This window comes from Pseudomonas sp. PB101 (assembly GCF_009764265.1).
Classification (GTDB): Bacteria; Pseudomonadota; Gammaproteobacteria; order Pseudomonadales; family Pseudomonadaceae; genus Aquipseudomonas.
This window is the reverse complement of sequence record NZ_RWIR01000024.1, coordinates 149,518-173,685: the sequence shown is the minus strand read 5'-3', so window position 1 is coordinate 173,685 and position 24,168 is coordinate 149,518. Positions and strand designations below refer to the sequence as shown.

General features: G+C 57.6%; 22 protein-coding genes. 19 read left to right on the top strand and 3 right to left on the bottom strand.

What is annotated here, in order from left to right; all coding sequences use genetic code 11:
- Positions 1-3: 3 nt before the first annotated feature.
- The 7 genes from proW (at position 4) to EI969_RS07385 (ending at position 7,626) form a co-directional block, all read left to right on the top strand.
- The gene (gene proW / locus EI969_RS07415; protein ID WP_371925890.1) at positions 4-1,008 is read left to right on the top strand and encodes a glycine betaine/L-proline ABC transporter permease ProW; all 1,005 of its coding nucleotides are present in this window, start codon (positions 4-6) and stop codon (positions 1,006-1,008) included.
- Between the two features lie 67 nt (positions 1,009-1,075).
- Positions 1,076-2,119: a glycine betaine/L-proline ABC transporter substrate-binding protein ProX gene (gene proX, locus EI969_RS07410; protein WP_160386872.1), complete on the top strand. Its 1,044-nt coding sequence runs from the start codon at positions 1,076-1,078 to the stop codon at positions 2,117-2,119.
- Positions 2,120-2,206: 87 nt separating this feature from the next.
- On the top strand, positions 2,207-3,556 hold the full coding sequence (locus tag EI969_RS07405; RefSeq protein ID WP_160386871.1) for an MmgE/PrpD family protein: 1,350 nt from the start codon (positions 2,207-2,209) through the stop codon (positions 3,554-3,556).
- 48 nt (positions 3,557-3,604) lie between these two features.
- A complete protein-coding gene (locus tag EI969_RS07400; RefSeq protein WP_160386870.1) occupies positions 3,605-4,639 on the top strand; it encodes a GlxA family transcriptional regulator in 1,035 nt (344 codons plus the stop codon).
- Positions 4,640-4,735: 96 nt separating this feature from the next.
- Complete coding sequence (locus EI969_RS07395; RefSeq protein WP_160386869.1) at positions 4,736-5,887, top strand: MFS transporter; 1,152 nt, start codon at positions 4,736-4,738, stop codon at positions 5,885-5,887.
- A 139-nt stretch (positions 5,888-6,026) separates the two neighbouring features.
- Positions 6,027-6,668, top strand: a complete 642-nt coding sequence (locus tag EI969_RS07390; protein ID WP_256678265.1) for a dimethylsulfonioproprionate lyase family protein — start codon at positions 6,027-6,029, stop codon at positions 6,666-6,668.
- A complete protein-coding gene (locus tag EI969_RS07385; RefSeq protein ID WP_160386868.1) occupies positions 6,655-7,626 on the top strand; it encodes an ornithine cyclodeaminase family protein in 972 nt (323 codons plus the stop codon). The genes EI969_RS07390 and EI969_RS07385 overlap by 14 nt, the downstream gene beginning before the upstream one ends.
- Here the strand turns inward: EI969_RS07385 and EI969_RS07380 are convergent.
- Positions 7,623-8,174, bottom strand: coding sequence for a TetR/AcrR family transcriptional regulator (locus tag EI969_RS07380; RefSeq protein ID WP_160386867.1), 552 nt, complete (start codon positions 8,172-8,174; stop codon positions 7,623-7,625). The genes EI969_RS07385 and EI969_RS07380 overlap by 4 nt on opposite strands.
- A gap of 180 nt (positions 8,175-8,354) precedes the next feature.
- Here EI969_RS07380 and EI969_RS07375 point away from each other — a divergent pair, with 180 nt between their 5' ends.
- The 3 genes from EI969_RS07375 to EI969_RS07365 all read left to right on the top strand — a co-directional run bounded on the left by EI969_RS07375 (position 8,355) and on the right by EI969_RS07365 (position 13,602).
- On the top strand, positions 8,355-9,506 hold the full coding sequence (locus tag EI969_RS07375; protein WP_160386866.1) for an efflux RND transporter periplasmic adaptor subunit: 1,152 nt from the start codon (positions 8,355-8,357) through the stop codon (positions 9,504-9,506).
- Between the two features lie 31 nt (positions 9,507-9,537).
- Positions 9,538-12,681, top strand: coding sequence for an efflux RND transporter permease subunit (locus EI969_RS07370; RefSeq protein ID WP_160386865.1), 3,144 nt, complete (start codon positions 9,538-9,540; stop codon positions 12,679-12,681).
- A gap of 144 nt (positions 12,682-12,825) precedes the next feature.
- Positions 12,826-13,602: a TolC family protein gene (locus tag EI969_RS07365; RefSeq protein ID WP_160386990.1), complete on the top strand. Its 777-nt coding sequence runs from the start codon at positions 12,826-12,828 to the stop codon at positions 13,600-13,602.
- Here the strand turns inward: EI969_RS07365 and hpaR are convergent.
- Positions 13,561-13,983 (bottom strand): homoprotocatechuate degradation operon regulator HpaR, encoded by a 423-nt coding sequence (gene hpaR / locus EI969_RS07360; RefSeq protein WP_160386864.1) that lies wholly within the window; start codon positions 13,981-13,983, stop codon positions 13,561-13,563. The genes EI969_RS07365 and hpaR overlap by 42 nt on opposite strands.
- Before the next feature lie 259 nt (positions 13,984-14,242).
- On the bottom strand, positions 14,243-15,145 hold the full coding sequence (hpaA, locus tag EI969_RS07355) for a 4-hydroxyphenylacetate catabolism regulatory protein HpaA (protein ID WP_160386863.1): 903 nt from the start codon (positions 15,143-15,145) through the stop codon (positions 14,243-14,245).
- Positions 15,146-15,334: 189 nt separating this feature from the next.
- On the opposite strand from hpaA, the gene EI969_RS07350 reads away from it, so the two are divergent.
- From EI969_RS07350 to EI969_RS07310, 9 genes are all read left to right on the top strand, one after another.
- Complete coding sequence (locus EI969_RS07350; RefSeq protein WP_160386862.1) at positions 15,335-15,991, top strand: fumarylacetoacetate hydrolase family protein; 657 nt, start codon at positions 15,335-15,337, stop codon at positions 15,989-15,991.
- Between the two features lie 11 nt (positions 15,992-16,002).
- Positions 16,003-16,788: a fumarylacetoacetate hydrolase family protein gene (locus tag EI969_RS07345; RefSeq protein ID WP_160386861.1), complete on the top strand. Its 786-nt coding sequence runs from the start codon at positions 16,003-16,005 to the stop codon at positions 16,786-16,788.
- A gap of 5 nt (positions 16,789-16,793) precedes the next feature.
- Positions 16,794-18,254 carry a 5-carboxymethyl-2-hydroxymuconate semialdehyde dehydrogenase gene (gene hpaE / locus EI969_RS07340; RefSeq protein ID WP_160386860.1) on the top strand — a complete coding sequence of 487 codons (1,461 nt, stop codon included), beginning with the start codon at positions 16,794-16,796 and terminating at the stop codon, positions 18,252-18,254.
- 108 nt (positions 18,255-18,362) lie between these two features.
- A complete protein-coding gene (hpaD, locus tag EI969_RS07335) occupies positions 18,363-19,220 on the top strand; it encodes a 3,4-dihydroxyphenylacetate 2,3-dioxygenase (protein ID WP_160386859.1) in 858 nt (285 codons plus the stop codon).
- Positions 19,221-19,268: 48 nt separating this feature from the next.
- Positions 19,269-19,661, top strand: a complete 393-nt coding sequence (locus EI969_RS07330; protein ID WP_160386858.1) for a 5-carboxymethyl-2-hydroxymuconate Delta-isomerase — start codon at positions 19,269-19,271, stop codon at positions 19,659-19,661.
- Positions 19,662-19,712: 51 nt separating this feature from the next.
- On the top strand, positions 19,713-21,017 hold the full coding sequence (locus EI969_RS07325; RefSeq protein WP_160386857.1) for an MFS transporter: 1,305 nt from the start codon (positions 19,713-19,715) through the stop codon (positions 21,015-21,017).
- A gap of 12 nt (positions 21,018-21,029) precedes the next feature.
- On the top strand, positions 21,030-21,833 hold the full coding sequence (gene hpaH, locus EI969_RS07320) for a 2-oxo-hept-4-ene-1,7-dioate hydratase (RefSeq protein WP_160386856.1): 804 nt from the start codon (positions 21,030-21,032) through the stop codon (positions 21,831-21,833).
- Between the two features lie 15 nt (positions 21,834-21,848).
- Entirely contained in the window at positions 21,849-22,649 is an 801-nt protein-coding gene (hpaI, locus tag EI969_RS07315; RefSeq protein WP_160386855.1) for a 4-hydroxy-2-oxoheptanedioate aldolase, read from the top strand.
- A gap of 16 nt (positions 22,650-22,665) precedes the next feature.
- Entirely contained in the window at positions 22,666-24,126 is a 1,461-nt protein-coding gene (locus EI969_RS07310) for an NAD-dependent succinate-semialdehyde dehydrogenase (RefSeq protein ID WP_160386854.1), read from the top strand.
- The last annotated feature ends 42 nt before the right edge of the window (positions 24,127-24,168 follow it).

The window sequence follows — 24,168 nt, the reverse complement described above, 5'->3', positions numbered from 1 at the left end:
TCTATTTGCTGGCTTGCCAGGCTCGGACATTCAGGTGATGACATGAACGAATTCAGTTTTCTAGACCCGTTTCAATCCATCAACGTCCCTTTGGGCCAATGGGTAGAAGTTGCCTTAAATTATCTGGTTCATAATTTCCGCGAGGTATTCCGCTCGATTAGATGGCCAATCGACCAGGTACTCAATGGTATTCAGTTCGGATTGTTGGCTATTCCTCCATCAATATTCATTACTATTGCGACGCTCTTCGGCTGGCAGGTAGGAGGGAAAAAGATAGGAATCCTCTGTCTCGTCACCCTCACCCTCTTAGGAGTGATCGGCGTATGGAATGACGCCATGATCACCCTCGCGCTGGTGCTCACTTCACTGTTTTTCTGTGCAGTTATTGGCATACCGCTGGGTGTCCTGTGTGCTCGGAGTGACCGGCTGGAGATGCTTCTGCGGCCGGTGCTCGATGCAATGCAAACACTGCCTGCTTTTGTTTATCTGGTACCCGTGGTGATGCTGTTTGGTATCGGCAACGTACCGGGGGTACTGGTCACGATCATCTTTTCGGTAGCACCACTGGTCAGGCTCACCAATCTGGGAATTCGCCAGGTACCGGAAGACAAGGTTGAGGCGGCCCGGGCTTTCGGATGCACCCCACGCCAGATGCTGAGGCGGGTTCAACTTCCTTTAGCTGCACCGACAATCATGGCGGGTCTGAATCAGGCATTAATGTTGTCACTTTCCATGGTGGTGATCGCATCAATGATTTCGGTTGGTGGGTTGGGGATGATGGTACTTCGTGGGATTGGCCGCCTTGATATGGGCTTGGCAACCGTCGGTGGATTGGGGCTGGTATTGTTGGCGATTTTCCTCGACCGACTGACCCAGGCGATGGGCGAACGCAGTAACAGGGCAACCAAGGGTGAACACTGGTACCAGACAGGTCCGGCGGGTGTCATTTATCGCCTGAAGAAAAAAAACACGCTTACGAAAATAGAAGTCAGTCCCAAAAAAAGCTAACTCCGCTCAGCGGCGCGTCGTGAACCAAAAAAATACCAACTTCTTAATCCAGCCCAGGTAAACGATAATGAACTTCACAACATTCGGAATAAAACAGAAATTCATTCATTCTATCGCGCTTTTAGCAATAGCGGTTTCACCTGTTTTCGCATCGGCCGCGACGGCGCAGGAGCCCGGAAAAGGTGTATCTATCACCCCGATTTTTCCGACAATTGCCGAAGAGCGATTCCGCGGAGAGATTGCAGTGGCGGGCCTCAAGGAATTGGGCTACGACGTTGAAACTCCGAAGGAAACCGAGTTTTCCACCATGATGGTAGCGATTTCCAATGGTGACGCTGATTTTTCGGTTCATCTGTGGGAGGAACTACACAAATCCTTCTACCAGAAGGCCGGCGGCGATGAAACGATGGTGAAAACCGGCGACATTATGCCGGGCGTACTACAGGGCTACATGATCGATAAGAAAACGGCTGATGAGTATCACATCACCTCTGTCGATGATCTGAAAAAGCCAGAGATAGCCAAGCTGTTCGACAGTAATGGCGACGGTAAAGCCGACCTGACGGGTTGCAACCCCGGTTGGGGCTGTGAGCTGGTCATTGCCCATCATATGAAAGCCTATGGCCTGGAAAAAACCGTCACAAATAACCAGGGCTCCTATTTTGCCCTGATGGCCGACACCATTGCTCGTTACAAACAAGGCAAGCCGGTTCTCTATTACACCTGGGTACCTCAGTGGATCTCCGGTGTTTTGGTCGAAGGTAAAGATGTTGTGTGGTTAACCGTGCCGCGTACGGATCTTCCAGGTGGCAAAAACGATGTCAACACTACCTTTAATGGTAAAAACCTTGGTTTCGCGGTAGACAGTGTCAAAGCGGTAATCAACAAAGAGTTTGCCGAGAAAAATCCGGCTGCCGTGAAGTTCCTGTCTGAAATGCAGATTACTACCGACGATGAAAGCGCCCAAAATCTGAAAATGCACAATGGTGAAAAAAGTGCAGCTGACATTACTCGTCACGCCAAAGAATGGATCGCGGCCCATCGCGCGAAATATGACAGCTGGCTGGCAGACGCACGAGCCGCGGCTAATGCCGCCACCGCAAAAAATTAGTCCCTTCATTTAAATCTGCATAAAAGGTTGCCCTTCCCCGGGCAACTTTTTCATCCGTTTCGGCGTTCATCATTCAGGAATCATGAAATGCAGTTGTATTCATTCGTCCAGAATTTCAGTTACAAGGACGCGCCCCTGCATACACGCGAGTTGGTTAAAACTTGCCTGCTCGACATCATTGGTGTGGCCGCAGGTGCTCGCGACAATCAAACCAGCGTGACGCTCAAAACCTACGCTGACACCCACTACTCTGCCAACAAGCTGTCCAGCCGCCTTTGGTTCGACGGCAGAGCCGTACATCCATTGGGCGCCGCGTATGCAGGCGGTTTCTGCGTTGATAGCCTGGATGCACATGAAGGTCACTTCACCTCCAAGGGGCATGCAGGTGCAACTGTTGTCCCGGCCATTGTTGCATTGGTTGACGCGTATCGCAGTCAGGGCAAAGACATCAGCGGCGAAGAACTCCTCAGCGCACTGTGCATCGGTTACGAGACCGCCTTACGGGCGGGCCAGGCATTGATGGCCACCGCCCCTGAATATCATGCCTCAGGCGCCTTTTCCGGGATCGGGGTCGTTTGCGCCGGTGCCCGCCTGCTGAAGCTTGATGAAACGACATTCCGTCATGCACTGGGTATCGCGGAATACTTCGGCCCGAGGTGCCCGATGATGCGCCTGGTGAGCTTTCCGACAATGTTGCGTGATGCCCACGGCGCCGGGGCGTATGCCGGACTGAACGCATTACTTATGGCACAGCTCGGTGTCACTGGCGCTCCAGCCGCCACCGTTGAACCTTTGGAGATTTCCACTTTCTGGCAGGACATCGGAACCCGCTGGGAGATCGACGAGCAATATTTCAAACCGTGGCCGGTATGTCGCTGGGCGCAACCGGCACTCACGGCCATGACCGATTTGATGCGTGCACATCCAGTCATCACAGCTGAGTTGATCGAGACCATCGATGTCGAGACATTCCACGAGTCTGTGTGTTTGCAGGGGCATTTTCCGAAGAATGCGGATGAGGCCCAATATGCGCTCGCATTTCCACTGGCCGCCTTGATCGTTCGTGGAAAGCTGGGCCCTGACGAAGTCACCGGGGATTCCATTCATGCGCCGGACATCTTGAACATCAGCGGGAAGATAACCCTTCATGAGGCGCCCGACCTGTCCGCCAGGTTCCCTGAGGAAATTCTCTCCCGCGTCACCGTTACCCTGAAAGACGGCACGCGTCTTACGAGCCCAACCGCGACGGCCAAGGGCGACCCCGGCAACCCTATGTCGAGTGCCGAACTCACGGCTAAATATCATTTGCTGGCTGATGACAGTTTGGGATCCACGCTCAGCAATGCGATCAAGAACAGTGTTGAAACACTACCAGAGAGCGATGACTGCAAGGCATTCTTTGATTTGTTGCTGTCTGCTCCAAAAACCGCTGTCTAGATTGCGCAACGGTTTCGTAGCTATTGGTAAAGGTGTCAAAGAGGATTTATGCCATTCGTATTCGAGAGCGTGCTTAAAGACAAGAATATGGGGTACTCCTATACGGCGGAGAAACCATTAATGCCGCAGGCGGTGACTCGTGTAGCTTTCGTGCTTTTGAACAATTTCTCGATGATGTCGTTCACCGGCGCTATCGATGCGCTGGTGACCGCCAACCTGATTAGCGAGACACCGGCGTTTGAGGTGTTGACGGTCGGTATCAAGAACCGTCTTGTGATGAGCGATCTGGGAATCGCAATTTCAGCGGACCTGGAGTTATCCCAACTACCGGATCGTATCGACGTTCTCATTGTCGCTGGTGGTTTGCGAGTGAAGCTGATGAGCGACCCGCTGTTACGGCGCAAGCTACGTAACGTCGCATCTCTTGGCGCGACCATGGGCGGTTTGTGGAATGGTGCGTTTTTTCTGGCGGAAGCTCAATTAATGGACGGTGTCGAGTGTGCCTTCCATCCAGATGGGCGAGCGATGATGGAGGATGTTTTCCCCAAAGTCCTGGTCACTTGTCGGACTCACGTATTAGATAGAAACCGTATCACATGCGCCGGCGCCAGCAGTTCGTTACGAATGATGCTGGAGCTCATCACCGCTAAACAAGGCGTGTCGCTGACCCACGCTGTCGAGGAAATACTCAGTTGCGATCAAACCGCTGAAGTCTCCGGAATATCGACTGTCATCGTTGACACTGACCCCACCTTGCCACAAACCCTGAAGCTCGCTTTAGAACTGATGCAAAAGAACATCGAAGAGCCACTATCGATCGACGAACTGGCTGAATGTGTGAAAATTTCCCGACGACAATTGGAGCGGCGCTTCTGCCGTTTCGTGGGCGCCACGCCCACACGCTACTACCTTGAGCTGCGCTTGACTCGAGCGCGACAGCTTATTCTGCAGAGCAATCGGCCGATCACCGATATCGCGATTGCGACCGGCTTCTGTAGTTTCGCCAACTTCCATATGCGCTTTCGTGACTTCTTTGGCGTAGCGCCAAGCAGCTATAGAGCAACGTATGAGCGCAGGCGTTAAGTTTCGAAACCCGGGCGCGCGAAAAACATACGAAACCCGCACTGTCTAAGCCGAGTAAACGATGGCTAGCATCATCGATAAGGATTACCGAGAATTATGAATGCTCCATCGCCGGTGTTATTACCCACGACTAACCACAGCGAGCGGATGTCTACACGCATTGCCTTCCTCATCGCGGGCTTACTCATGTCCGCTTGGGCGCCTCTGGTTCCATTGGTTAAAGCACGCGCCGGCCTGGACGATGGTGGCCTGGGGTTGCTGCTGCTTGGCCTTGGCGGTGGATCTATTGTGGCCATGCCCTTCGCTGGGTATCTCACTGCACACTATGGATGCCGACCGGTCGTAATCTGGGCGACGATTGTCTTGTGTGCCGTTCTTCCGCTGTTGAGCACCTTGGTGTGGCTGCCGGGTCTGGTCATCGCTGTCATTATCTTCGGCGCCAGCATGGGCATGCTTGATTGCGCCATGAATATACAGTCCGTCATCGTCGAGAAAAACAGCGGGCAGGCACTTCAGTCCGGCTTCCATGGCCTTTACAGCGTCGGAGGCATATTGGGCGCCGGGGCGATGACCGCTCTGCTGACCTTGGGCCTGCATCCGTTGATTGCTGCGCTCTGCATCGTTGCCACAGTATTGGGAGCGCTTTACAAGGCAGCGCCTGCTTTTCTGACTTATGGCACTGAACGGGGTGGACCAATGTTCGCGGTGCCCAGGGGTATCGTGCTGTTTTTAGGGGCGCTCTGTTTCATCGTCTTCCTCACTGAAGGCGCAATCCTCGACTGGAGCGCAGTTTTCCTTGTCTCGAGCCGAGGGTTAGAGCCGAGCATCGCCGGCTTGGGCTACGCATCCTTCGCCGCTGCGATGACGGTGGGCCGCCTGACAGGAGATGCCATCGTTAGCAAACTAGGTGGCGTGCGCGTCGTTGCGCTAGGTGGACTTTGCGCGGCCGCAGGCATGATCGTGTCGCTTGGAATCGATGGCTGGGCCGCGTCCTTGATTGGCTACGCTCTGGTCGGTGCTGGGTGCTCAAACATTGTCCCTGTGCTCTTTACCGCCGTGGGCCGCCAGCAACGCATGCCACAGGCAGTAGCCATCCCCGCTGTCATCTCGATGGGCTACGCGGGGATTCTGATCGGTCCCGTATTTATCGGGGCTGTCGCCCATCTGAGCACCTTGTCATTCGCTCTTGGCTGCGTGATTGTTTTGCTGGTTTTTGTCAGTGCGACAGCTCGATTACTTCGCAATTAACCGAATCGTTTCAGGCGCGATTTCAGCATTGGCCATTGCGAATCGAGCTCAATCGTTCAGAAAGCCAAGAGACAGCTCGATGGATGTATCACTGAATTCTCAAAGTGACCTGCCAGGTACGTTCAAGAGGTAAACGGTCATGCAGCCGTATTCACAGATGTCGGAACAAGCACTCCTGATACAGGGAGTGGTGATGCGGGAGGCACTCCTGCGAATCCTGGCCCGGCATTCTCAAGTGAGTGGTGTTGATGGCGTGGATACAGAAATCTGTGTTCGCTCCTTGAGCAATGCGCGCCTGGACATCGGCTTACCTCCGTACTCGGGCACTTCCCTGCCCGCTTGCCTGGAGCCAACGGTAGCGCGGGCATTGGCGGATGCTCCCCGAACGGATCGGGACTTCAAGATTCTGCTATCGGCTCTTGAGACCCTGTTGTCCAGTAGTCGCTGGATAAAGCGATCCACTTCAGAAGGGGACGATGATGCGTTTGAAGAAAAGCACCGACATGCGCTGATTCTCGGCAAGGGCGCACTGCTTGAATGTTCAACTTTGACAGTGGGGTTGGCGGTAATGGAGCCCGAACTTTACTATCCGTACCACAAGCATCCTCCGGCAGAGTTTTATGTCGTTTTATCGGAAGGTTACTGGTACCGAAAAGATGTCGGCTGGTGGAACCCCGGGCCGGGCGGCGTAGTGTTCAACCCACCATCGGCTGTCCATTCCATGAGGTCAACCGACAAGCCGTTGCTGGCACTTTGGGGACTTTCCCATGCAGTGGATTGATGCACCGACAATCAGCAGACTGCTCGACTATCCAAGCTTATGTGCCGCTTTTGCCCAGGCACATAGAGAGCCGCTGCCCGTCATCGCCGATCTACACCTTGAGCACCCTGGTAGCGCTGATCGTTTCATGTTGCGCTCCGCTTGGAGTGAACGGCAAATGGTGGGAGTGAAGCTTGCCACCGAGTTTCCTGGCAACCAGCACCGACACCCGGCCTCCCCTTCGATACAAGGCGTCTATGTCGCGTTTGATGGCATCACCGGCTCCCCTGTATTCCTTGCTGATGGCGCGGCCCTTACGGCCCGCAAGACTGCTGCCGACTCGGCCCTGGGACTTGATCTGCTTGCACGCCAGGATGTCCGAACGATGCTGATGGTCGGTGCCGGTAACATGGCAGGCCCACTGATCGAGGCATTCACCGCGTTGAGACCCTCGTTGCGCCAGGTTTTTATCTGGAACCGCACGCGACCTCGCGCAGAGAAGCTGGCTGCCGACCTTCAAATCCCCGACGTTGAACTCACTGTTGTCGATGATCTAGACGCGGCATTACCTGAGGCTGAAGTTATCTGCGCCGCAACCATGAGCGACCAGCCTTTGATCCGTGGCGCCCAGGTTGCTCCTGGCACGCATGTCAATCTGGTGGGCAGTTGGCTGCCGCACATGCGTGAGGCCGATAACGAAGTTCTGATTCGCGGCCAACTCTATGCGGACTTTCGACCGACTGCTCTGGCAAGTGGCGAGCTCCAACTTCCGTTAGCAACTGGCGTGATCTCGGTCGACGATATAATTGGCGATCTCTTTGATCTGTGCGGTGGTAGTCCGCCTTGCTTCACTACAGATCAGATCACTGTGTTCAAGAATGCCGGGGGAGCCCACCTTGACCTGTTTACGGCTCAACTACTGGCGAGACGAATGGGAATCGAACAAGCGGCGCGACAGGTCGGAAACGAGTCCACCTAGCCCTTGCTCGCGCCTCGAAGAAAAAACATTTCGATCAGTGCCACCATCCCCGACCGAGCCACTCGGCCACGGCGCTCAGCATCCACCAGCCCGAACAGTATGGAAGCGAAGATCTCCGATAGCACAGGGGCTGCGATATCGATCCTGAACACACCCTCCGTCTGACCTCTCAGAAAAAACGCATCCAGAGCATCCGAGTAAGGCAACCAGCGATTACCTGCTTCTCCGTCCAGTGAGTCGGGACGCCATTGAACGATTAGGAAGACCAAGAGCTCACGGTGCGTCAAGTGTTGCTCAATGAGTTTGTGTAGAGCGTCAAGCGCTGGTGACTTTACAAGGTCCGCAGCAGCAATCGCTCGCTCCATCACCTCTGAGGCGTAATTCATCAGCATCTCGATTAGGTTATCTCGAGTGCCACAGAAGCGGTTCAGGGTCGCTTTGCTCACCCCGGCGGCTTGGGCGAGGTCTTTGAAAGTGCCTCGGGGACGATCAACGATGGCAATGGCCAGCGCTTTCAAAAGCTTCTCGTCAGCAGGGGTTAATTCCATTGCGTGACCTTCCAAATGAGTAGAAACATGCGCTCATTTTGCACATAAACAGTTCATTTTTGAAATAGATCTGCAATATTGAGCCTTAAACGCATCCAATGAGACACTATTGACTCTTTTGATGCGAAAGGAGGATCATGCGCGCCTTTAGCGATTAACGGGCAGCGCCCGAGGTGAGAAATGATCAGGTTGCGCAGTTGGCGTGTTTTGCCGGTATCCACGCTACTGGCCCTGGGGCTGGCGGGATGTGGTCAATCAGACCAGAGCGCCGAAACGGTGGCAGGTCCCAAGGAAGTGGAAGTCGTCCAGGTTCGTACCGAGAGTTTTACCCAGAAGGCTGAACTGCCAGGCCGTATCGAACCGGCGCGGGTCGCAGAAGTGCGAGCACGGGTGGCGGGAATTGTGCTCAAGCGCAATTTTGAGGAAGGCGCGGACGTCAAGGCTGGCGACCTGTTGTTCCAGATAGACCCTGCCCCATTCAAGGCCGCGCTTTCGCGCTCTGAAGGCGAACAAGCCAAAGCGCAGGCCGCGCTGATCCAGGCACAGGCCACGGTCAAGCGCTATGAGCCGCTGGTAAAACTCGAGGCCATCAGCCAACAGGATTTCGACGCCGCCACCGCCGCACTGCAGAGTGCCCTGGCAGCGAAACGCTCCGCTCAGGCCGATGTTGAAACGGCCCGACTCAATCTCGGCTACGCCACGGTCAAGTCGCCGATTACCGGTCGTATCGGCCGGGCGTTGGTGACCGAGGGTGCACTGGTGGGCCAAGGCGAAGCGACCATGATGGCGCGGATCCAGCAACTCGATCCGATCTTCGCAGACTTCACTCAACCGGTGGCCGAGGCACTGCGCATGCGCGCCGACATCGCCCAAAGCAAAGAGCCGGGTGGCGTGGATAAGGCCTTGTCGCTGCACATCGAGGGCACCGATCTCGAGAGCCGCGGCAAGCTGCTGTTCACCGACATCACCGTAGACCGTGGCACTGGCCAGGTATCGCTGCGTGGGCTTTTCCCTAATCCTGACGGCGTTTTGTTGCCGGGCATGTATGTACGCGTGTCCATCCCGCAGGCAACGGATGACTCGGCCATTTTCATTCCGCAGCGCGCTGTTCAGCGCAGTGCGGACGGCCAGGCGCAGGTACTGGTGGTCAGCAAGGAAGCCAAGGTCGAATCGCGGCCGATAAAAACCGGTGCAATGAATGGCTCTCGCTGGAAGATTACCGAAGGCCTGTCGGCAGGCGACACGGTGATCGTCGGCGCTCTGAACGGCCTGACTCCAGGCGATGACGTCATTGCCAAAGAGCCCGCTCCCTTGAAAGCCACGATCCAGTAACGGCCACGCTTGCGGCGCCCGAGGAAACATCATGCCCCTGTTTTTTATCAAGCGTCCCAACTTCGCGTGGGTCGTCGCCTTGTTCATTTCTCTGGCTGGATTGCTGGTCATTCCAATGCTGCCCGTCGCGCAGTACCCCAACGTCGCACCACCGCAGATCTCGGTGACGGCGACCTACCCCGGTGCTTCGGCCAAGGTACTGGTCGACTCGGTGACGAGTGTTCTGGAAGAAGAACTCAACGGGGCGAAAAACCTGCTGTATTTCGAATCCACCAGCAACTCCAACGGTGTGGCAGAAATTATCGTCACGTTTGACCCGGGCACCGATCCCGATCTCGCCCAAGTGGAAGTGCAGAACCGCCTGAAAAAAGCCGAAGCGCGCTTGCCGCAAGCGGTGTTGACCCTGGGCCTGCAGGTTGAGCAGACCAGCGCCGGCTTCTTGATGATTTATGCGTTGAACTACAAGGAAGGTGCCGCAGAACAGGACACCGTCGCGCTGGCCGACTACGTCGTGCGTAACGTGAACAACGAGCTGCGCCGGATCGATGGTGTCGGCAAGCTGCAGTTCTTCGGCTCCGAAGCCGCCATGCGTGTGTGGATTTCGCCACAGAAGCTGGTGGGCTATGGGCTGTCGATCGATGACGTGAGCACCGCCATTCGTGGGCAGAACGTGCAAGTCCCCGCGGGTAGCTTCGGCAGCTCTCCCGGCACCTCCGAGCAAGAGCTGACCGCGACCTTGGCCGTCAAGGGCACACTGGATAACGCCAATGAATTCGGGCGCATCGTGTTACGCGCAAATCAGGATGGCTCCACCGTTACACTGGCTGACGTCGCCCGTCTTGAAGTAGGCAGTCAGGACTACAACTTTGCCACCCGCTTGAACGGCAAGCCGGCAGTCGGTTCGGCGATACAGCTGTCGCCTAGTGCCAACGCGATACAGACCGCACGAGCTGTTTCCCATCGCCTGGAAGAGCTGTCGGCGAACTTTCCGGAGAACGTCGAATACTCGGTGCCGTACAACACTTCGCGGTTTGTCGACGTCGCCATCGAAAAGGTTTTGCACACTCTGCTCGAAGCCATGGTGCTGGTATTCCTGGTGATGTTCCTGTTCCTGCAGAACGTTCGCTACACGCTGATCCCGACCATTGTGGTGCCAGTCTGCCTCGCGGGCACGCTCACTGTGATGTACCTGTTGGGCTTCTCGGTCAACATGATGACCATGTTCGGCATGGTCCTGGCGATCGGTATATTGGTCGACGATGCCATCGTCGTGGTGGAGAACGTCGAGCGGATCATGGCCGAGGAAGGCCTGTCGCCTGCCGCTGCAACTGCCAAAGCGATGAGCCAGGTCTCGGGCGCCATCATCGGGATCACCCTGGTGCTGTCGGCGGTGTTTTTACCTTTGGCGTTCATGGCTGGTTCGGTGGGCGTTATTTATCAGCAGTTCTCGCTTTCGCTGGCCGTATCGATTCTGTTCTCCGGTTTCCTCGCGCTGACCTTCACCCCGGCCCTGTGCGCGACGCTGCTCAAGCCGATTGACCACGGGCACGCGGAAAAGAAAGGGTTTTTCGGCGCCTTCAACCGTCTGTTTGCGTCCATGACCGAACGCTACAGCAAGCTCAATAGCCGACTCGTGAAGAGTTCCGGTCGCATGATGCTGGTCTACCTGGGCATCGTCGTGCTGCTCGGATTCTTTTACCTGCGCCTGCCAGAATCCTTTGTGCCCGTGGAGGATCAGGGCTACATGATCGTCGACGTGCAACTGCCACCTGGCGCGACCCGCGCACGGACATCGGCCACCGGACAAGAGCTGGAGCAATACCTGGGCTCCCAGGACAGTGTCGCTTCAACCTTTCTGATTTTGGGCTTCAGTTTTTCCGGTATGGGCGAAAACGCCGCCATGTCCTTCCCTACTCTGAAAGACTGGTCGGAACGTGGCAAAGGCCAATCGGCTCAAGACCAGACTGAAGGCGTCAACCAGCGCTTCGCCAGTGTCAGCGACGGCACAATCATGGCCGTGTCTCCGCCGCCGATTGAAGGGCTTGGCAACTCGGGTGGCTTCGCATTGCGCCTGCAGGATCGCGGCGGACTGGGCCGAGAGGCATTACTGGCCGCGCGCGACGAGCTGATCGGCAAGGCCTACGGCAACCCGAAAATTCTTTACGCAATGATGGAAGGCCTGGCCGAAGCGCCGCAGCTGCGACTGGCCATCGACCGTGACAAGGCGCGCACCCTGGGCGTGAGTTTCGAATCGATCAGCAGCGCGCTGTCTACCGCTTTCGGTTCTGCTGTGATCAACGACTTCGCCAATGGTGGCCGCCAGCAGCGCGTCGTGGTTCAGGCTGAACAGGCCGATCGAATGACCCCGGAAAGCGTGTTCGAGTTGCGGGTTCTCAACGATAAAGGAGCACTGGTGCCCCTCAGCGCTTTCATCACCACATCCTGGGAAGAAGGTCCGGTGCAGCTTGCCCGTTACAACGGGTATCCGACGATAAAAATCTCCGGCGATGCAGCCCCCGGCGTCAGCACCGGTGAAGCAATGGCCGAGATGGAGCGCCTCGCCAGCGAACTGCCGCAAGGCATCGGGTACGAATGGACGGGGTTGTCGTTCCAGGAAAAAGTTGCCAGCGGTCAGGCGTCGAAATTGTTCGCGCTTGCTTTGCTGGTGGTGTTCTTGCTGCTGGTCGCGCTTTATGAGAGCTGGGCGATTCCGCTGTCTGTGATGTTGATCGTACCGGTCGGTGCTTTGGGCGCGGTACTGGCAGTCACGTTGGTGGGCATGCCCAACGACGTTTACTTCAAGGTCGGGCTGATCACCATCATTGGTCTGTCGGCGAAAAACGCCATCCTGATTGTCGAATTTGCCAAGCAGCTCCACGAGCAGGGTCGTTCGCTGCGTGATGCCGCGATTGAGGCTGCACGCTTGCGCTTTCGCCCAATTGTCATGACATCGCTAGCGTTCATTTTGGGCGTCATCCCACTGGTATTGGCCAGCGGTGCAGGTGCCGCAAGTCAACGTGCCATCGGCACTGGCGTGATCGGCGGCATGCTCAGCGCAACATTGCTAGGGGTCATTTTCATACCGATTTTCTTCGTTGTTGTGCTCTCGCTGATCGAGCGTAAATCGCCCAAGCCGGACCCAGTGTTCAGCCTACCCAAACACGCTGAAGAATAAGTCATGCACCTGACAAAGACTTCGCCCTTGCCCCTGCTGGCACTAGTCCTGGCGTTGCCCGACTACTCGTTGGCGCCGAATTACCTGCGCCCGGATTCACCAGTGGACGACTGCGCCACGAGCGTAGACCTACGACCTGGCTGACTGGCGTTCCTTCGTTCTCGGTCTGCGCTGCGAACGCTGGTCAAAACGGCGTTGGTCAACCACCGCGACCTGCGCCCGGCGTTGCTCAATATCGAAGCCGCCCGGGCGCAATACCGTATCCAGCGATCCGATCGACTGCCTTCGATCATCGCCAGCGTCACCGGTAACCACCAGCGGATGCCTCAAGATCGGTCCACCATCGGCGCAGCCGGAGTATCGCGCAGCTACCAGGTCGGCCTGGGCACTACCGAGTTTGAGATCGATCTGTTTAGCCGAGTCAAGAACCTGTCTGATGTGGCACTGGAAAGTAACCTGTCCACGGCCGAGGCGACGCGAGCAACGCAGCTCAGCCTCATCTCGAAAGTGATCCAGACTTATCTGACACGTACCGGTGCGCAACGGCGTCTCGCGCTGGTCGATCAAACCTTGCAGAGCCGCGAGCGTTCACTGAATCTGGTCATGCAACGGCGCCAGCCTGGAACCGCCACCGCGCTAGCACGCGCCGACTGGGAAAGTACCGTACGGCAGTTACGTCAGGCCGGCAACGCCCCCGGTGTTGCTCACGGGCACACGCAACAGCGTGCTGGCACTGACACCAGCCCGGTCGATCGATTGCTGCTGGTTCAGGACATCGCTCCCGGCACTTCCTCGGTGTTGATCGAACGCCGTCCGGACATTCTGGCGAGCGAGCTTCGCTTGAAAGCACGCCCCAGTCAGCGAACTGAAGGTCATGAGTCAGGGCTTGATGCTCTTCAGTTTGGTCAGCAGTACCAGTAACTGCTCAAGCTGCTCCTCGCCGAACTGCTCCTGGATCTTCAGATAGTTGCTTTCCATTCCCGCACTCATATCGACGAAACACTGCTGCCCCCGCTCGGTGAGAGCGACGAACACCCGACGCTGATCTTCGGACGACTTCCTGCGCCGCACGATACCGTCGCGCTCCAGCCGGGACAGGACGCCGGTCATGCTGGGTTTGAGGATGCACGCCAGATGAGCCAGTTGATGGCTCTCCAGTTCACCCTGCTGGCGCAGGATGCGAATCACCCGCCACTGCTGTTCGGTCAGATCATGCTCGTTGAGCAATGGTCGGAAAAATGCCATGGCCGCTTCGCGTGCCTGCAATAAGGTGAGCGTAAGGGACGGTCTGGGGGTTTGCATGGTTTACGCACAAAAGAGGTCGAAGCAACGAAGCTTAGAGTCGGTACTGAGCACTTGCAACATCGCATCGCGCAACAAGTCATCAACCTGAAAACAAATTATTGACCTCACGCTACAGCCTGTCCTTGCGAATACCCTCCTTTGAAAAGTGCAATCGGTTCCCTGTAAAAGCCATTTTTCAGGGCACCGACTACGGCCATGATTGCTCCACAACTGCGAGTGTTTTTTATAAGCCCATCGAGTAGCGAGCATGGCTGCATCAGCGCAAACCCGACTGCCGCAGGCGATATTCCCCAGGGGTCATCTGCGCATAACGCTGGAAGAACCGGCTGAAATAGGCCGGATCCTTGAAGCCCAACTGGTAGCAGACTTCATTGGCCGAACTGCCAGTGAACAGCAACAGGCGCTTGGCCTCTTGCATCATTCGTTCGAGGATCAACCGTTTCGACGGCAGGTCGGCAATACGCCGGCAGACATCGTTGAGCCTTGCCTCGGTAACACCAATACCGTCGGCATAGCGCGACAGTGGCCAATGTTGCAGGTAATGGTCTTCGATCAATTCGTTAAAGCGGTGAAAGATCCGCAGGTCTTCATGGCGCGCCGGGCGGGCTTCCAGGGAGTTGGCGCAGAGCCTGAGCAGACTGACCATGATCAATCGCGTCAGGCTGTCCAGCGCCGAACCCCGCCCTGGCCCATTGGCATTGATCTCGCTGCACAGTTCCTCGAACAGAAACTCCAGCCTTCTGACCTCGGGATGGAATTGCGGCGCCAGCCGCGCCAGCGCGACGCAAGCCGCCGGCAACTGCGGGCCGGGCGCCAGGCTCGGGTCAGCATCGATCAACTGCCAGACCAACTGCTGGCGCACCGTCAGCACATGCCCATCGGCGTCCGCTTCGGTGACGAAGGAATGAGCCACCGTCGGTGGCGTGAGGAAAAACATCGGTCCCGACTCGAGGTATTGCTGGTCATCCAGATAGACCCGAACTGCGCCGCTCTTCACGTAATGCACCTGGAAGAACCGGTCGTGTCGATGCACCGGCATGTTGCGACCGAAAAACTCCGCCAGGTTGCCGAGTTTGTCGTAGTGCACTTCGGCATCGCTGTAGCGCTGGTCGTAGACCTGACCGATGTTGATATTGGGGATCGGCTGACGATCGATCATCGCTTGGTTCTCTTTCTTTTTTTGGTATTGGCAGTGCAAGGGATTCCATCCTGCGCCGGTTTCAGGCGGCTAACCACTGCCAGAGGATATTGCCACGCTTGACGATAGTTAACATATTAATTATAACGTTAACAGGTTAACGAATATTTCACGGGGCAGTCACTGCCCCGCCACTGCCAGGAGAAAAGCATGAGCCGTGCCCTGCATGATGTTGCGAACGGCACCCTGTTCGGCGTTGCGCTGAACTACCAAGGGTTGCTGAACCAACGTATCGCCGAATTCGAGCAAGCGCCTTATCAGAAACCGCCGGTCAAACCGGTGCTGTTCGTCAAGACGCCCAATACCCGCAATGCCCATGACCGCGCAGTGGTTCATCCGCAAGGTGAACGCTTGCAACCGGGCCCTGCACTCGGAGTGGTGATCGGCAAAAGTGCCAGCCGGGTCAGTATTGAAAATGCGCTGGAGCATGTGGCCGGCTACACCATCGTCAATGAGTTCAGCCTGCCGGAAGACAGCTACTACCGCCCGGCGGTCAAAGCCAAGTGCCGTGATGGCTTCTGCTCACTGGGTCCGGAACTGGTGGCCCGTGACCAGGTCGCCAACCCGCATCAGTTGAGCCTGAAGCTGTTCGTCAACGGTGAACTGCGCCAGGAAAACTCCACGGCCAACTTTGTCCGCAACATTCCCCAGCTGATCGCCGAGATCAGCGAGTTCATGACCCTGCACGAAGGCGACGTACTGATTACCGGTACCCCTGAAGGTCGTGTCGATGTCCAGCCCGGCGACACCGTCGAAGTCGAAATCAGCGGCCTGGGCCGCCTCGTCAACCACATCGTGGCCGAGTAACAGGAGCTTCCATGAAACATGCCCGTATCTGCTTTGAAGGCGAAGTCCACCTCGTCCACGTCGAAGAGCACCCTACCGATAACAGCCATGCCCTTCGCCTGGCCGACGGCCGCCTGTTGGCCGAAGATCAGGTGCAATGGCTGCCACCGGCCACCGGCAGTATGTTCGCCCTGGGCCTGAACTACGCCGACCACGCCGCCGAGCTGGCCTTCAAGCCGCCGACCGAGCCCTTGGCGTTCATCAAGTCTCCCGGCACTTACACCGGCCACAACCAGACCACTTGGCGTCCGGATAACGTCGCCTACATGCACTACGAGTGTGAACTGGTCGCCGTCATCGGCAAGCCGGCGCGAAACGTCAAGCGCGAAAACGCCCTGGAATACCTGGCCGGCTACACGGTGTGCAACGACTACGCGATCCGTGACTACCTGGAAAATTACTACCGGCCCAATCTGCGAGTGAAGAATCGCGATGCCACGACGCCCGTCGGTCCGTGGATCGTCGACGTCGCCGACGTGCCGGATCCTAGCAACCTGAAACTGCGCACCTGGATCAATGGTGAGCTACGTCAGGAAGGCAGCACCAAGGACATGATTTTCGACATCCCTTTCCTGATCGAATACCTGTCCAGCTTCATGACCCTGCAACCCGGCGACATGATCGCCACGGGCACGCCGGAAGGTCTGGCCGATGTGGTGCCAGGCGATGAGGTGATTGTGGAAGTGGAAGGTGTGGGTCGCCTGGTCAATCGAATTGTCAGCGAAGCGGAATTCTTCTCCGCCTGTAAAGAGGCTTGAGCAACATGATCAAACATTGGATCAACGGCCGTGAGGTCGAAAGCAAAGACGTATTCGTCAACTACAACCCGGCTACCGGTGAAGCGATTGGAGAAGTCGCCAGCGGCGGCGCCGAGGAAGTCGCTCAGGCTGTGGCTGCGGCCAAGGAAGCCTTCCCGAAGTGGGCCAATACGCCGGCCAAAGAACGTGCCCGACTGATGCGCAAGCTTGGCGAACTGATCGAGCAAAATGTTCCGCGTCTGGCCGAACTGGAAACCCTGGACACCGGCCTGCCGATCCATCAAACCAAAAACGTGTTGATTCCACGTGCCTCGCACAACTTCGACTTCTTCGCCGAAGTTTGCACCCGCATGGACGGGCACAGTTACCCGGTCGACGACCAGATGCTTAACTACACCTTGTACCAACCGGTCGGTGTTTGCGCCCTGGTGTCGCCATGGAACGTGCCGTTCATGACCGCGACCTGGAAGACCGCTCCGTGCCTGGCACTGGGCAACACCGCAGTGCTGAAGATGTCCGAGCTGTCGCCACTGACCGCCAACGAACTGGGCCGTCTGGCCGTCGAGGCTGGTATTCCCAATGGCGTGCTCAACGTCATCCAGGGCTACGGCGCCACCGCCGGTGATGCGCTGGTTCGGCACCCGGACGTACGGGCGATTTCCTTCACCGGCGGCACCGCCACCGGCAAGAAAATCATGCAGACCGCAGGCCTGAAAAAGTACTCCATGGAACTGGGCGGCAAGTCGCCGGTGCTGATTTTCGAAGACGCGGATCTTGAGCGTGCCCTCGATGCGGCGTTGTTCACCATCTTCTCGCTGAACGGCGAACGCTGCACCGCCGGTAGCCGGATCTTCATTCAGGAAAGTGTTTACCCGCAGTTTGTCGCCGAGTTTGCCGCTCGTGCCAAACGCCTGATCGTCGGCGATCCGCAAGATCCGAAAACCCAGGTCGGCTCGATGATCACCCAGGCCCACTACGACAAGGTCACTGGCTACATCAAGATTGGCATCGAAGAAGGCGCCACGCTTCTGGCCGGTGGCCTGGAACGTCCGGCCAACCTGCCGGCGCACCTGAGCCGCGGCCAGTTCATCCAGCCGACGGTGTTCGCTGATGTGAACAACAAGATGCGCATTGCCCAGGAAGAAATCTTTGGCCCGGTGGTCTGCCTGATTCCGTTCAAGGACGAAGCCGAAGCCCTGCAACTGGCCAACGATACCGAGTACGGCCTGGCGTCCTACATCTGGACTCAGGACATCGGCAAGGCCCATCGTCTGGCTCATGGCATCGAAGCCGGCATGGTGTTCATCAACAGCCAGAATGTGCGTGATTTGCGTCAGCCGTTCGGCGGTGTGAAAGGTTCCGGCACCGGTCGTGAAGGCGGCCAATACAGCTTCGAAGTTTTCGCCGAGATCAAGAACGTTTGCATTTCCATGGGCAGTCATCACATCCCGCGTTGGGGCATATAAACCACCGGTAACGGCTGTCGAAGGCTGCGATGGGGCGCGCATCGGTCCATCGCAGACGTCGATCGGCGCCAGACTGAATCAAACAACAACACTTTCAGGAGAATCATCATGGGCGAAGTCGTCCTGGCCGCGAAGATCTGCCACGTACCCTCGATGTACCTGTCGGAACTGCCCGGCAAGCATCACGGTTGTCGCGAAGCGGCGATTGCAGGGCACAAGGAAATCGGTCGTCGTGCCCGCGAGCTTGGTGCCGACACTGCCGTGGTGTTCGACGTGCACTGGCTGGTCAACAGCGGCTATCACGTCAACTGCGGCGAGCATTTCGAAGGCATCTACACCAGCAACGAACTGCCCCACTTCATCAAGAACATGGAGTACGAATACCCGGGCTGTCCTGAGCTGGGTGAGCTGATCGCCGCCGAGGCCAATCAGGCTGGCGTGCGCACCATGGCCCATAACATCCCGAGCCTGGAGCTGGAATACGGCACTCTGGTGCCGATGCGCTACATGCACATGGGCGTCCCCGACGAGCAGAAGTTCAACGTGATCTCCATCGCCGCCTGGTGCGCCTGGCATCGCCTGGAAGACAGCTTTGCCTTTGGTGCTGCGGTGCGCCGAGCCATCGAGAAGAGCAACCGCAAGGTGCTGGTACTGGCCTCGGGCTCGCTGTCCCACCGCTTCTCCGACGACCGTGAAGCCGAAGCCAACATTCACAACTGGACCCGTGAATTCGACAAGCAAATGGACCTGCACGTGGTCGAGATGTGGAAGCAAGGCCGCTTCAAGGAGTTCTGCGCGATGCTCCCGGACTATGCCGAGCATTGTTTTGGCGAAGGCAAGATGCACGACACCGCGATGCTCCTCGGACTGCTGGGCGGGCCCGAGTACAACAAACCTGCCGAGATCATCACTCAGCCGTTCGGAAGTTCCGGCACAGGCCAGATCAACGCCATTTTCCCCCTCTGACACTCGCTCGTGGGCAGCCTGAAGGCTGCCCACGGCCCGGAGACTCACATGCCGCATTTCATCGCCGAATACACCGACAACATCGAACAGCAGGCGAACTTGCCCGCGCTGTTCGAAAAGGTTCACACCGTGCTGGGGGACAGCGGCGTGTTTCCCCTGGGCGGCATCCGCAGTCGGGGTGTGCGCCTGGACACCTGGCGCATGGCCGATGGCAAGCACGACTATGCCTTTGTTCATATGACGCTGAAGGTCGGCCATGGTCGTGATCTGGCGACTCGCCAGAAAGTGGCCGAGCACCTGTTCGAGGCCATCACCCAACACTTCGCCGAGCTTCAGGCCCAACGTCTGCTGGCCTTGTCGTTCGAGATGATCGAGCTGCACGAGCAACTCAACTTCAAGGAAAACAACGTCCACGCCTTTCTCAAGACTCAGGCCGTTTAAGGCAGCCTGCCCGTTCGTTCCATCGGCCTCTCAAACAAAAAGTATAAAACCATGAGCACAGCCAACACTGCCGAAGCAATCAACACCGTCGCCCGCGACCGTACCCATAGCCTCATCACTTGGCGGCTGATGCCGCTGCTGTTGATCTGCTACCTCTTCGCCCACCTCGACCGGATTAACATCGGCTTCGCCAAGATGCAGATGAGTGCTGACTTGAATTTCAGCGACACGGTCTACGGCTTTGGCGCCGGCCTGTTCTTCATTGCCTACGCGCTGTTTGGTGTACCGAGCAACATTGCCCTGGACCGTGTCGGCCCACGGCGCTGGATCGCAACGCTGATGGTGGTGTGGGGAGCGTTATCGGCCAGCATGTTCTTGATCGACAGCGCTGCCGGTTTCTATGTCCTGCGCTTTTTGCTGGGGGTGGCCGAGGCCGGTTTCTTTCCGGGCATTCTGGTGTTTCTGAACCGCTGGTACCCGGCCGGTCGTCGAGGGCAAATCACCGCATTGTTTGCAATCGCCGTACCGATGGCGGGCGTGATTGGTGGCCCACTGTCTGGCGGCATCCTCGAAAGCTTCCATGATTTTGCGGGCCTTCGCGGTTGGCAGTGGATGTTCGTCATTGAGGGCGTGCCCGTGATCCTGCTCGGGCTGGTGGTGCTCAAGTGTCTGCCGGACAGTTTCGAAACGGTCAAATGGCTGGCATCGGAGCAGAAGCAACATCTGCGCGAACAATTGAACAAGGAAGAACACCGCAAATCGATCACATCGTTCTCCGCCATCCTTAACAACCCGCAGGTGTGGCTGCTGGTGGCGGTGTATTTCGCGGTGATGCTGGCGGTCAACACCCTGGCGTTCTGGATGCCGACGCTGATCCACGGTGCCGGTATCGGCAGCGATGGCAAGGTCGGCCTGCTCAGCGCTGTACCTTACCTGGCGGGCTGTTTCTTCATGATCGGCTGTGGTCGCTCGTCCGACCGTCACAGTGAACGCCGCTGGCACCTCTGCGTGCCATTGCTGATGTCTGCCGCCGGCATTGCCATCGCTGGGCTCTCACCCGCCAACCCGACCCTGGTTCTGGCTGGCTTGATCGTCGCCGGCATGGGCGCCAGCGCCGCGTTACCGATGTTCTGGCAACTGCCTCCGGCCTTCCTTTCCAACAGTACCCAAGCCGCCGGCATTGCCCTGATCAGTTCCTTCGGCAGCATCGCGTCATTCTTCGCGCCCTATCTGATCGGCTGGATGCGCGACACAACCCAGAGTGCCAGCCTGGCCCTTTATGTCCTGGCACTGCTCATCGCTCTCGGTGGTTTTCTGGTGCTGCGCACCCAGGCCGCCATCGTCAACCCTCAGTAAGAGATCATTGTCATGCTTGATCAAAGTCTAATTCTGCAAGCCGCCGCCCGCCTCGACCACGCCGAGCGCTCACGCGAGCAGGTCCGTCAGTTTTCCCTGGATCATCCAGAGATCACCATTGAAGACGCCTATGCCATTCAACGCGCCTGGGTGGCCCAAAAGATCAAGGACGGTCGCAAGTTGGTCGGGCATAAAATCGGTCTGACCTCCCGGGCTATGCAAGTGTCTTCCAACATCACCGAGCCGGATTACGGTGCGCTCCTCGATGACATGTTCTTCGACGAAGGCACCGATATTCCGTTCGAGCGCTTCATCGTGCCGCGGGTTGAAGTCGAGCTGGCGTTCATTCTGGGCAAGCCTTTGAAAGGTCCGAATGTGACGGTGTTTGATGTATTGGACGCCACCGAATGGGTGATCCCGGCGCTGGAAATCATTGATGCGCGCATCCAGCAGGTCGATCCGCACACCAAAGCGACCCGCAAAGTGTTCGACACCATTTCCGACAACGCCGCCAATGCTGGCGTGGTCATGGGCGGTCGTGCCGTGCGCCCGACCGAGATCGACCTGCGTAAAGTGCCTGCGGTGCTTTACCGCAACGGCGTGATCGAGGAATCCGGGGTTTCCGCAGCGGTGCTTAACCACCCGGCGAAGGGCGTGGCCTGGCTGGCGAACAAGCTGGCGGCGTATGACGTCACCCTGCAACCAGGGCAAATCATCCTGGGTGGTTCCTTCACACGCCCTGTGGCGGCCAATCCCGGCGATACCTTCCATGTCGACTACGACATGCTGGGGTCCATTGCCTGCCGTTTCGTCTGATCGGAGGTCTACTCAATGGATATGCCTATCAACACCTTCAAGCTTCGCCTGCAAAGCGGTGAAGCACAGATCGGCCTGTGGCTCGGCCTGGCGGACGCCTACTGTGCCGAACTGGCCGCCAATGCCGGATTCGATTGGCTGCTGATCGACGGCGAACATGCGCCCAACGATCTGCGCGGGATGCTCGGTCAGCTTCAGGCCGTGGCGCCCTACCCCAGCCATCCGGTAGTACGCCCAGTGATCGGCGACACTGCACTGATTAAACAAGTGCTCGACATTGGCGTGCAGACCTTATTGGTGCCGATGGTGGAAAGCGCCGATCAGGCACGGGAACTGGTTCGCGCCATTCACTATCCACCTCGCGGTATCCGTGGTGTCGGCAGTGCGCTGGCTCGAGCGTCGCGCTGGAACAGCATTCCCGGCTATCTTGACAAAGCCGATGAACAGATGTGCCTGCTGGTGCAGATCGAGAACCGCGAAGGCCTGGCCAATCTTGATGCCATCGCGTCAGTAGACGGTGTCGACGGTGTCTTTATCGGGCCGGCCGATTTGAGTGCGTCGATGGGTTACCGCGGCAACCCGGGCCATCCTGAAGTCCAGGCTGCAATCGAAGACGCCATCGCGCGCATCCAGAAAGCCGGTAAAGCGGCAGGCATTCTCAGCGCCGATCAGAAGCTCGCCAAGCGATACATCGAGCTGGGCGCAGCATTCGTTGCTGTCGGGGTCGACACCACTGTGCTGATGCGCGGTCTGCAAACCCTCGCCGCCACCTTCAAAGATGCTCCGGCGCCCACCAGCTCCGGCGGCGTGTACTGATTTTTCGAGAAGACCGATGAAACTTAACGATTTGAAACTGTTGCGCGAACAGGCTTACATCAATGGCCAATGGATCGAAGCCGATGACAGCAATCGTTTCGCAGTGACGAACCCGGCGAACGGTGAAACCATCGCCGAAGTCAGTTCCCTCGGCCAGGCCGAAACCGCCCGCGCCATCGCCGCGGCCCAGGCTGCCCTGCCCGCCTGGCGTGGCAAGACCGCCAAGGAGCGCAGCAATATCCTGCGCAAATGGTTTGACTTGATCATGGCCAACCAGGAAGACCTTGCCCGGTTACTTAGTCTGGAACAAGGCAAGCCATTGGCTGAAAGCCGTGGCGAAATTGCCTACGGTGCCAGTTTCATAGAGTGGTTCGCCGAGGAAGCCAAGCGCATCTACGGCGATGTGATCCCACATGACAAGCAGGGTCGCCGCCTGGTGGTGATCAAGCAAGCCATCGGCGTGGTAGCCGCCATCACGCCCTGGAATTTCCCCAATGCGATGATTACGCGCAAAGTCGGCCCGGCGCTGGCTGCCGGTTGCACCGTCGTCGTCAAGCCTGCATCGGAAACCCCGTTGTCCGCGCTGGCCTTGGCTGAACTGGGTGAGCGTGCAGGAATCCCGGCCGGTGTTCTGAACATCGTCACCGGTAACCGTGCCCGTGAAATCGGCGCCGAGCTGACCGGCAACCCTGGCGTTCAGAAGGTGTCTTTCACCGGTTCTACCGGTATCGGCAAAACCTTGATGGCGCAATGCGCCGAGACCATCAAGAAAGTCAGCCTCGAACTGGGTGGCAACGCACCGTTCATTGTTTTCGAAGATGCCGACCTTGATGCCGCGGTTGAAGGTGCGATGGGTTCGAAATTCCGCAACACCGGGCAAACCTGCGTCTGCACCAATCGAATCCTGGTCCAGAACAGTGTCTATGATGAATTCACGCGACGACTGGTGGCTGCGGTCAATCAACTGAAGGTCGGCGCCGCAGATGTGGATAACGCACAACAAGGCCCGCTGATCAATGCCAAGGCCGTGGCCAAGATCGAGGAACATATCAGCGATGCGCTGGGCAAAGGAGCCACCTTACTGGCTGGCGGAAAAACCCACGCACTGGGCGGTAACTTCTTCCAGCCTACAGTTCTCGGTGACGTGACCTCGGCGATGCTGGTCGCGCGCGACGAAACCTTCGGCCCATTGGCACCGGTTTTCCGGTTCGAGACCGAGGCTGAAGCAATTGCGATGGCCAACGACACCGAATTCGGCTTGGCGTCTTACCTCTACACCCGCGACCTGGGGCGTGCATGGCGCGTCAGCGAGGCGTTGGAGTACGGAATGGTCGGTGTAAATGAAGGATTGATATCGACCGAAGTGGCGCCGTTTGGGGGTATCAAGCAGTCGGGGCTGGGCCGCGAAGGTTCAAAGTACGGAATCGATGATTACATCGAACAGAAGTACATGTGCCTGGGAATTGGCCAAGCCTGACACCTCTAAACCGGCAATAACACCTCCCCCCAGCGCAACGCT